Source organism: Selenomonas sp., from assembly GCF_052169755.1.
Taxonomy (GTDB): Bacteria; Bacillota; Negativicutes; order Selenomonadales; family Selenomonadaceae; genus Selenomonas.
On record NZ_JBQNBV010000072.1, the window covers coordinates 1 to 10,374 of the forward strand.

7 protein-coding genes and 1 pseudogene are annotated in these 10,374 nt (G+C 56.6%); 6 read left to right on the forward strand and 2 right to left on the reverse strand.

The features are described 5' to 3' along the window. Positions 1 to 115: 115 nt before the first annotated feature. Complete coding sequence (locus ACTTKG_RS06395; RefSeq protein WP_442673406.1) at positions 116 to 1,582, reverse strand: ArnT family glycosyltransferase; 1,467 nt, start codon at positions 1,580 to 1,582, stop codon at positions 116 to 118. 92 nt (positions 1,583 to 1,674) lie between these two features. Then, complete coding sequence (locus tag ACTTKG_RS06400) at positions 1,675 to 2,211, reverse strand: nitroreductase (RefSeq protein ID WP_442673407.1); 537 nt, start codon at positions 2,209 to 2,211, stop codon at positions 1,675 to 1,677. A gap of 304 nt (positions 2,212 to 2,515) precedes the next feature. Here ACTTKG_RS06400 and ACTTKG_RS06405 point away from each other — a divergent pair, with 304 nt between their 5' ends. The 6 genes and pseudogenes from ACTTKG_RS06405 to ACTTKG_RS06430 all read left to right on the forward strand — a co-directional run. After that, positions 2,516 to 3,229 carry an SIMPL domain-containing protein gene (locus tag ACTTKG_RS06405; protein WP_442673408.1) on the forward strand — a complete coding sequence of 238 codons (714 nt, stop codon included), beginning with the start codon at positions 2,516 to 2,518 and terminating at the stop codon, positions 3,227 to 3,229. A 411-nt stretch (positions 3,230 to 3,640) separates the two neighbouring features. Then, positions 3,641 to 5,377, forward strand: a complete 1,737-nt coding sequence (locus ACTTKG_RS06410; RefSeq protein WP_442673412.1) for a translation initiation factor IF-2 — start codon at positions 3,641 to 3,643, stop codon at positions 5,375 to 5,377. Positions 5,378 to 5,401: 24 nt separating this feature from the next. Then, positions 5,402 to 6,703, forward strand: coding sequence for a nucleotide sugar dehydrogenase (locus ACTTKG_RS06415; RefSeq protein ID WP_442673409.1), 1,302 nt, complete (start codon positions 5,402 to 5,404; stop codon positions 6,701 to 6,703). A gap of 41 nt (positions 6,704 to 6,744) precedes the next feature. Then, positions 6,745 to 7,680, forward strand: coding sequence for a polysaccharide deacetylase family protein (locus ACTTKG_RS06420; RefSeq protein WP_442673410.1), 936 nt, complete (start codon positions 6,745 to 6,747; stop codon positions 7,678 to 7,680). An 8-nt stretch (positions 7,681 to 7,688) separates the two neighbouring features. Continuing rightward, positions 7,689 to 9,653: a glycosyltransferase gene (locus ACTTKG_RS06425; RefSeq protein ID WP_442673411.1), complete on the forward strand. Its 1,965-nt coding sequence runs from the start codon at positions 7,689 to 7,691 to the stop codon at positions 9,651 to 9,653. Further along, positions 9,650 to 10,374: pseudogene (locus ACTTKG_RS06430) on the forward strand (hypothetical protein); the annotation flags it as partial. The gene ACTTKG_RS06425 and the pseudogene ACTTKG_RS06430, both read left to right, overlap by 4 nt.

Below are 10,374 nucleotides of genomic sequence, written 5' to 3' on the forward strand. Positions count from 1 at the left end.
ATGCAAAAGGCACATACGCTGACGGCAGGAAGCTGTCGGCGTGCATCCGCACGAAAAAGACTGCTGCACGAAGTCGCAGGGCGACGGCAGCAGTCTTTTTTGTGTCGATTTTATATTACTTTGCAGCGGCGATATGCCAAAGCTCATCCTTTTCATCGTTGCCGCAGAGCGTGAACTTACGATTTTCGAGGGAAAGTTCTTTCGCTACAGGCGTGCCCTTGCGGCACAGGACGTAAAATTCGCCGAGCGCGGGCAGATCTTCGATGGCGTAGAAAGGCATGATGTTCGTCGCCGTCCATGTGCCTGCGACGGGAGCATTTTTCTCGACTTGCTCACGCGACTGCAGACACTGGATGTTCTTGCCCGAGTAAAAGGCGTTGCCGACGCTGTAGTCGCGCGCATAGCTTAGAATCGGTACGCTCGCGGGCAAATCGTGTACGAGCGCGGCGGCAGGCGCGCCGCTTCTCTCGCGGCACATCGGAACGGCGACGAGAACGAAGAGTACGAGATAGAGGGCGCCGAAAGCGGCGATCAGGATGTTCATGCGCTTCCTGTTGAAGCCGTCGAAGAGCCGTGCCGCTAAGATGGCGATGGGGAAGATCGAAGGGAAGGTATACGTCGGGTATTTCGTCGCCATGCACTGATAGACGAGGATCGTGCCGAGTGCCCAGACGAGAAGGAAAAGCGTGTCGCGCTCTTCGAAGGCGCGGCGCAACAGGGCGCCTTTTTCCTGCCACAGTCGCTTCGCCGTGCGCAGGACGAAAACGATAGACCACGGGAAGAAGCCTGCGAAGAAAAGCAGGATATAGTAGTACCAGACGTCGTCGCGCGGATGCTCGGAAACGGTTGCACGCAGGAAGTTGTGCGTGCCGAAGAACGTGCCGAGGAAGTCCGCGCCGTGCAGCTTGTACATGATGTAGTACCAGCTGCCGCCGACGAGGAGGAAGAGGAGCATACCGCCGCCCCAGCGCAGGCGCAGAAGTTCCTTCGCATCCTTTCGGAGTACGAGGTAGACGAGCAGCAAAAGCCCCGGCAGGAGGAAGCCGATCGGCCCCTTCGTCAGCACGGCAAGTCCCGCGAAGAAGAACGCGGCATAGTAGAGCGCACGCTTCTTCGATTCGTAACCGAGATAGAAAGAAACCATCGTCGCGCTCATGAAGAAGAAGAGCGTCATATCCGTGATGACCGCTTTGCCGACGTACCAGAAGCTCACGGAACTCGCGAAGAGCCCGCCCGCCAAGAGCGCCGTGCGGTGTCCGTAAAGACGGCGTGTGAAGAAGTAGAGGAGCGAGAGACTGAAAAGCCCCATGACGGCAGCAGGGAACCGCAGGGCAAATTCGTTGACGCCGAAGATCATGCAGGAGACAATCATCTCCCAGTAGAAAAAGGCGGGTTTGTCGTACCAGTAGTTGCCAAAGATGCGCGGGGAAACGTAGTCGCCGGATGCGAGCATTTCCTTCGCTGTCAGGGCATAGTTCGACTCGACGGGATCTGTGACCGTAAGGCTCCAGTTCGCCGCAAATAAGATGATCGCACCAAAGGTGAGCAAGAGTAGAAAGTCCCTCTTCTCGCTTTGCGCCATGATCGTATCTCCTCCGTTCAACAAATCCTTTAACTTTGTCGCTTTTCGTGCATTATACAAGATGGAAAAGCAACTGACAAGAAACGTCGCTCCTAACTGATATAGGATATGCGGCTTTCTCGGCGCGGCTCCGGCTCGGGCAGGTCGCCTGCGGCGTAGCCGAGTGCGAGATGACCGATGCCGACGTATTGCCCGGGGCGGAAGAAGATGCCTGCGCGAGAAAGGATCTCCTGCCCGAGAGGATGCTCAAGCTCTTCTTTCGCACGGTGGATCCAGCACGAGTGCAGACCGAGGGATTCGGCGGCGAGCATCATCGTCGCGATGACGACGCTTCCGTTGATGATGTGGTTCGCATCGTCTCGGTCGGCGATGATGAGCAAGATGACGGGGGCGCCGTAGAAGGGATCAAAGCCTTTCTTCCAGTGCCCGATCTGGCAGTTTAGCTCGACGATCTTTTCGCGCATGATCTTGTCCGTGATGACGATGGTGCGGATGGATTCACTGCCCATGCTGCGCGGCGCATATAGACCCGTCTCGACGATGTCACGGACAAGATCCGCAGGCGGCATCGTGGGCAGATAGGCGCGTATGCTGCGACGGTTTTTTATCGTTTCAATGACTTCATTCATAAAGATGCCTCTTTTCTTTGAACAATCAGCAAGATGTCGGATATTTTCCTGGTTTTTAGGTGTATAGTCGCATCTTACTCGCGTTTATTATAGCACAGTTTTTCTTGTTGTGCGACAAGAGGGGGTGGAAATCTCCATATACTAGGAAGTTTTAACGCATGAGCGTGAGAAGGCGTGCTATAATGAAGCCTGTACCATATCTTGAGATATGAGAGTCTCTGGAGAAGCGCAGATAAAAGGAAGTCCGCCTGAGCAGTGCGGCTGAATTTATCCGTGCTTCGCGAAGAAAGAAGGAGAGATGATGATGAAAAAGATGAAATTCTTCCTGTTTGCTTTGGCGGCGGGGCTTTTGCTGCTCGCGCCGCAGGCAGCCGAAGCGGCGGCGGCGGAGCCGCCTGTCCTCATGGTGGAGGGATCGGGCAGAGCCGAGACGGCTCCGGATCGTGCGACCATCTCGATCGGCGTCGTGTCGCAGGCGAAAGATGCTAAAGCGGTGCAGGAAGAAAATGCAAAGAAGGCGACGGCCGTCACGCGCGCCCTCGTTGCGGGCGGCATCCCCGAAGCGAACATTCAAACGCGCGGCTATTACTTCCAGCCGCTTTATGAGCATCCGTCCGCAGGGCATGAAAATGAGATCACGGGCTATCAGGCGGAGAATACCGTGACCGTACTTGTTGAGAACATCGCCGATGTGAGCCGTGTCATAGATCTCGCGTTGAAAAACGGCGCGAACAGCATATCTTCCTTGAATTTTGGTACGAAAAATACGGAGAAAGTCAGAAAAACAGCGCTGAACGCCGCTGTCAATGACGCCCGTAAGAAGGCGGACGATCTTGCCGCCGCACTTGGCAAGCGTATCGTTGGTCTGAAAGCGGTTTCGGAGAGCAGCTATCCGCTTGCCGAGCGCAGCGTCAGCTCGAAGATGCTCATGGCAAACGGTGCGGTGCCGACGCCGATCGCTCCGGGCATGTTGGAGATGAGCGTCGATGTGCATATCGAATATTATTTGAGCGAATAAGAATTTGAGTTTTATCGAAGGTCATGCGCCCCCGGTCAGTTTTTGATCGGGGGTTTTATCATTTGCTGATGACGCAGCCCTGAAAAGGGAGAAGGGAAGACCTATTTTTGGTAAAGATATTGCATAGAATCGTTCCTTTGATTATACTTAAGATAAGGTGAAAGTTTGGAAAAGCGCACGGATCCTGCTGGGGTATAAGGTCCTAAAAAGATAAATGAATAAGGATTTTTCTTGCGAATTATGCGGATATATGATATATTATATCGCAAATAGATGAAAAGACCTACTTATATAGGTGAAATGTTCATCCAAATCTTCGCAACCAGAGAGGATCAAGGCTTATTCTACGTCGCCTAATGTGTAATTATTATTAAGTAAAGGTAAATAAAGGGAAATGGGAGAAGTAGCGTGATGATGACCGTGGCAAAAAAGTCTTTGATTCAGGCACAACATTGTCGGATGGGAGCGCTGTTTGCTGCCGCTGTTTGCGTTTTGCCGGCGCAGGCAGCAGCGGCGGAGGCGGTCCCCGCTTGGGCCTATGAGGCCTTGGAACGTCTTGATGCGGAGGGGTATATCGACCTCGCAGGCAAGGCTCCGCAGGAGTATTCGCGTGAAGAGCTCGTACGCTTTGTGGCGCAGGGTCTGCACCAGATTGACCGCATACAGCAGGGCACGCGTGCGGATGAGTATGGGAGGCTTACGAGTCTCGCCATGCGTGATGAGGTTCACGTCAAGCTCTATCGTGAGCAGGAACGCTTGGCGAAGAAAGCGCTTTCTGACGCACAGGCAGAAGCGGAACATGCGGAGGAGCGGCTTGTGCGCGAGTCTTTGCGCGGTACGAATCGCCTGGAAGTCATGCGTCCTTTGCAGGAGAAAGCTGCGGAGGCGCGTCTGCATCTACAGGCTGCGGCGCGTGACTATGCGCTCGCAAAGATGCGTCGCGAAAAGCGCGAGCTTGCATTCGCCAAGGTTGAGGAGCGGAAGAAGGCGATCTTCGACGGCATGGCGGCGGATGAGAGAGGCGCGGGTGCAGCCGGTGCGAGAAACGCGACCGGTGCGGCGGGGATGAGTGCCGCGCCGGTCGCCGTCGGCGCCGTCGCGTCTGCGTCGGCGGAGCCGCTTGTCGCAGGGGACGCGATGGATGCGGCGGCGCGTCTGCGAGCCGTCTTTGTCGAAGATCTCGCACGCATGGGTTATACGGATGAAGAGAATGCCGATCAGCAGTTGTATTCATCGGTGCTTCTGCCGGCAAAGCCGGAGCCGCGGTTCAAGGTGGACGCCGAGGTGCGCGGCGATGTTTCACGTTCGTGGGGCGTGGAGCGTGCCAGAAGCCGTGCGCGCCTGCGCCTTCGCGTGTTTCCCGATTACAATATCGACGGCAACTGGCATGCGGCAGGGATGCTTGAGTACGAGAAGGTCGTGCGCGGCGACGGCGGCAGCGATGACGGCAGACTTCGGCTTGACCGTTACTATTTGACGGGCAGGAGCGGCGTCGTGGATACGACGGTCGGTGTTTTCAGTGCAAACTTCGCCGAGGGCAATGTTTACGACAGCAAGTTCAAGGGTGTGCGCCTGTCTGCGGGCGATCCGATCAAATATACGGCGTACTACGGCGGGATCGACCGCGCCAAGACCGTGGCGGCGATCTCGGCAAGCTATGATACGCCGACGTATGGCGTCGATATGGGCATGTATCGCTTCGACAAGATCAATGATGCAGCGCGCAATATTTACATGGCGAACTACCGTATGCCGGTCGGGCAGTTTGATTTCGGCGCGATGCTGCTGCACGGCGTAGATGAGGCGGCGGGCAACGGCACGGGCTATGTGCTGACGCTCGCGAAGAACGAGAGCGGCTGGCGGCCGGGCGCGATGTCGTATTGGCTCAAGTACTATCGTCAGCCGAGTGCGACTTATGTCAGTCATACGATGAACGGCATGGCGGATTACATGAGCTACGACGCGACGGGAATAGGACCCCGGCGCGGCGGCTTCCGCGGCTGGGGCGCAGGTCTTTTGTATACGCTGCAGAAAGATCTCATGTTTGGCTTGGAATACTATGATCTCTTCGATCTGGATACGGCGCAGCGCAGTCGGACGGTTTGGGCGTCGCTCACCGGGTATTTTAGAAATTACGAGGAAGAATAAGCGCAGGAAAAAGGGGGCGCACGTATGTTGAAACTTTTACAGGAGGGTGAGGCGAAAATCGCCGTCGTGGGGCTTGGCTATGTGGGGCTGCCGCTGGCAGTGGCATTTTCTGAGCATTTCAGTGTCATCGGCTATGACCGAGATGAGCGGAAGATCATCGACTGCCGTGCGGGCGTCGATCCGATGGGAGAGCTTGCGGCGTCGCATGGCGCGGCGGAGCGCATTGAGTTTACGACGGATGAGGCGCGGCTTCGTGCGGCTTCCTTCATCGTCATCGCTGTGCCGACGCCGATCAAGGGGGACAAGACGCCGGATCTGGAACCTCTCATGCAGGCGACGCATGTCGTCGGCAGACATTTGCAGCCGGGCAGCATCGTCGTCTATGAGTCTACCGTCTATCCCGGTGTGACGGAAGATATATGCTGTGCGATCTTGGAAGAGGAGTCCGGGCTTATGCGCGGTGCGTTCAAGATCGGCTACTCGCCCGAGCGCATCAACCCCGGCGACAAGGTGCATCGTCTGGAAAACATCGTCAAGATCGTCTCGGGTATGGATGACGAAACGCTCAAAATAATCGCTGAGGTCTACGGCACGATCATCGAAACGCTGCATCCCGCCCCGTCCATCCGTGTGGCAGAAGCGGCGAAAGTTGCTGAAAATGCCCAGCGTGATATCAACATCGCTTTCATGAACGAGCTGGCGATGGTGTTCCAGCGCATGAATATCGACACGACTGCCGTGGTGAAGGCGATGGACACGAAATGGAACGCCTTGGGTTTTCGTCCGGGGCTTGTCGGCGGACACTGCATCGGCGTCGATCCTTATTATTTCATCTATCAAGCGCAGAATCTCGGCTATCATTCGCCCCTTATATCGACGGGGCGGCGAATCAACGACGGCATGAGCGGTTTCGTCGCCCACGCTGTTGTGCGTGAGCTTGTGCGCACGAAGATCGACCTCGCGCATGCAAACGTCTACCTTTTCGGCATGGCGTTCAAGGAGAACTGCCCCGATACGCGCAATTCAAGGGCTGCTGACGTCTACTCGATTTTGAAAGAGTACGATCTTGCGCTGCACGCCGTCGATCCCGAGGTGGACGAGGCGGAGTTCTGCGAAGAGTATGGTTTTGGCTTGGATGCTTTGGACAAGGTGCGCGATGCGGACTGCATCGCCATTCTTGTGGCGCATGAAGCGTTCGCAGAGCTTTCGTGGCTGCGTCTTCGCAAGATGTTCCGTGCGGATGGACCGCGTCTGCTCGTCGATGTGAAGGGCGTGTTCTCACGCAAGGAAGCCGAGCGGGAAGGGTTCCGATATTGGCGTCTTTGAGTGTTTGAATGGCTTGACGTTTTTTAGGAGGAATGCAGGGCATGGGATTCAAAAAGCTGACTCTTTTGGCGGTCGTATTGATTTTGGCCGTTTGCGGCGCTCTGCTCTTCTTCCGTGATTACGTCGTCGGCACGAAGAATGCGCAGATGGAGATCACGGATCTCAGCAGCCTTTATGAGGCGCAGGAGGAGATTGCGGCAGCGGCAAAAGAGCTGCAAAAAGGTGTGGAGCCTGTCGAGATCGTGACGAAGGATGTGAAGCCGCAGGTCGCCATCGTATTTGACGGGCTGCCCGAGCGTACGATGACGGCGCGTTTTCTTGACGTCCTCAAGAAGCACGAGGTAAGCGCCGTGTTCTTTGTCGAGGGGCAGAATGCAGCGAATCAGCCGGAGACGATCAAACTCATCCGCGAAGCAGGACAAGAGATCGGCAATTATACATTCGTAGGCATCGCCGCGGCGCAGAGTCTGCCGCAGGATCGCCTGCTTTCGGAGGTTTGCCGCACACAGCGGGTCGTCGAGGTTCTTACGGCGGTGAAGCCCAAGCTCTTTCGTGCGCCGAAAACTGTTTACGATGAGAATCTGCTGCGCATTTTACGCGCCGCAGGTCTTGACTATGCGGTGAAAGAGAACGCACATTACGCGCCGGGCTGGCTCAAAGATGAGGCGGGCGCTATAGCCTATGCGGCGACGGTGCCGCCCGGCAGCATCATCGCGGTCGATATTGATGTGCCTGTTGAAATCGCGGCGAAGGACGGCCCCGTCGAAGATTTGCGCCCCGCCGTGGATAAGCAGCCGACCTTGGAAGATAAGCCAGCTGAGGAGCATCCGGCGCCGCCCGTCGACGCCGCTGATGAGCTGGATTGGCTCTTGACGGCTTTGGAAAATACAGGGAAAAAGCCCGGCAATATCTATGATTTCCGTAAGATTCGTTATGTTCCCGCCGCGCCGCCGGCGGCAGAACCGGCTAAAAAGTAGGTGAAGGTATGGCAAAGCAGGGGATTCCTCTCGCCGACGAGAATCAAAAGAATAAGAATGCAGTACCTGGGCGCAGCGTGCATGTGAACAGGGCGGCAGACGCAGCAGCGGAAGAAGAGGAGATCCTCTATACGGTGAAGGAAGATCGCCGTCTGCTCTCGCATGTGCCGGACAGCACCGGGCATCGCAGCAATCGCAGCCGCCGCGGCGCGACGAGCGGCATGGAGTCTGATGACTATGTTCTTTACGAGCAGGACGCGAAAAACGGACAGCGTTACCTCGTAGACTATCCCGTGAAGATTCAGGGCGGCGGCAGGACGATTGCGGCGCACGCTGTGGACATTTCGACGACGGGCATACTCGTGCGCTTGGATGCGGGCGAGGGGACGCCGGACGTCGGTCTTGCGGGCGAGGTCAAGCTGACGTTTGAAATTACGCCGGGAACGATGCCTGAGGGCTATGAAATGAAGGTCAAGAAGCTGCCTGCGACTGTCGTTCGGAGCTTCGGTCAGGCCTCGGACAGGCTCTATGGCATTGAATTCAGGCAGACGCTCGCGGAATACGCAGGGGCGCGCAGGCGCGGCTACATGTTCGGTTTTGCGACGTTTTTCCTTGCTGTTATCACGCTCATCATCGTGCTTATGCGTGCGGAGTCCGTCATCTATTTTAAGTTCAATCGCTGGCTGTATCTCTACAGCATTATTGCCGCGACGTTTTTGCTCTCGCGCTATTTATTTGCGATGTTCTACCGACCTGTGCCCATTGATCCGCACTATACGCCCGGCGTCTCGATCATTGTGCCGTGCTTCGACGAGGAAGATTGGATTCAGCGAACGATTCACAGCTGTATCAATCAGGATTATCCCGTCGATAAACTTGAAGTCATCGTTGTTGACGACTGTTCGAACGATCGTTCTGCCGAGCGCGTGCAGGAGATGATCGCGCAGCTCAAGGCGGCGGATACGAGCGACAATGCTTACCACGTTTCCGAGCGCATACGCTTTTTGCAGCAGCCGCAGAATATGGGTAAGCGCGATGCTATGGCGCGGGGGGCGAAAGCCGCGAAGCATGAGCTTCTTGTATTCGTGGATTCGGACAGCTTCCTCGATCCTTTTGCCATCCGCAACATCGTGCAGCCGTTCAAGGATAAGGAAATGGGCGGCGTCTCAGGGCGCACGGACGTTGCGAACACTTACACGAATTCCCTGACGAAGATGCAGGCGGTGCGCTATTCCATCGCCTTTCGCATCATGAAAGCGGCGGAAGGTTACTTCGATGCGGCGACGTGCCTTTCGGGGCCGCTCTCTTGCTACCGCAAGGATCTCGTCTTGAAGTATATGGACGCATGGCTCAACCAGCGTTTTCTCGGACAGAAAGCGACGTTCGGCGACGATCGCAGCATGACGAACTTCATCCTGCGATACAATCGTACGACGTATCAGGATTCGGCGGTCTGTATGACGATCGTGCCGCGCTCTTACCACGTCTTTTTGCGGCAGCAGATGCGCTGGAAGCGCTCGTGGCTGCGCGAGTCGCTGATCGCAAGCCGCTACATGTGGAAGAAGGAGCCGTTCATGTCGCTGGGCTTCTACATGGGCGTCGTCGTGCCGATCGCCGCTCCCGTCATCGTTATCTACAACCTTTTGTATATTCCTATCATGCATCGCGTGTTTCCGACGACATTCCTCATCGGTATGCTCATGATGGCGCTTCTCATGAGTATGGCGCAGCTTCTTATCCGCCGCAGCACGACATGGATTTACGCGCTGTGGTTCTGCATCTACTATGAAGCCGTTCTCCTGTGGCAGATGCCTGTCGCGTGGGTTACGTTCTGGAAGACGACATGGGGCACGCGCATGACGCTTGCTGATATTGCTGAGTTGAATAAGAAGAAAGAAAGGGAAAGAAAGAAGAAAGGTGCGGAGATGGAAGGTTCTGCCGCGATGGTCGGCACCGTGGGTAAGACAGCATGAAGCAGAGTAAGAAACGCGTCTTTGTGCGCTTAGAACAAGGCATAGACAACGCACGGGCGCAGGCAGAGAAACAAAAGGCGCACCAGGAAGCGCAGCCTCAGGAGCCTGTCGTCGGACAAAATCCAGCGAACGCACCGCCGCAGAATGTGCAGGGCATGGGCTATGTGCCGTATATGCAGCCCATGTATATGCCGTACATGCCTTACATGCAGGTATTGCCGCCGCCCGGAGGAAATCCGCAGCAGCAGCAGGTGCAGCCGTCAGCGCCGCAGAGCCATAGCCAGCCGTCCCAACAGCCGCAGCCGCTCGTGCAGGCGATGCCGGGTATGCCGGGTATGCCGCTTTTGACGTGTATACCGAACGCGCAAGGGCAGCCGCAATGGGTGCAGGTCATGCCAATGCCGCCGCAAGGCGGGGCGCAGCAGCCGTTTGTACAGCCCGTGCAGCCGTTTGTGCAGCCGCAATATATGCAGCCGCCATTTGTACCGCAGCAGCCGTATTCGGTACAGCCGCAAGCGCCGCCGCAGCCGTCATCCGTGCCACAGCCGACACATCCGACGCAGCAGGCGCCGCCGACGGAGCCGCAGGCGCAGGAAATGGAGCCGCCGCAAGAGCGGCAAGCCGAGCCGGTAAAGGCGCAGGAACCGCCCGAAGAATCGGTGCAGACGACGCCGCAGGCAGAACCGCCCGAAGAATCGGTGCAGACGACGCCGCAGGCAGA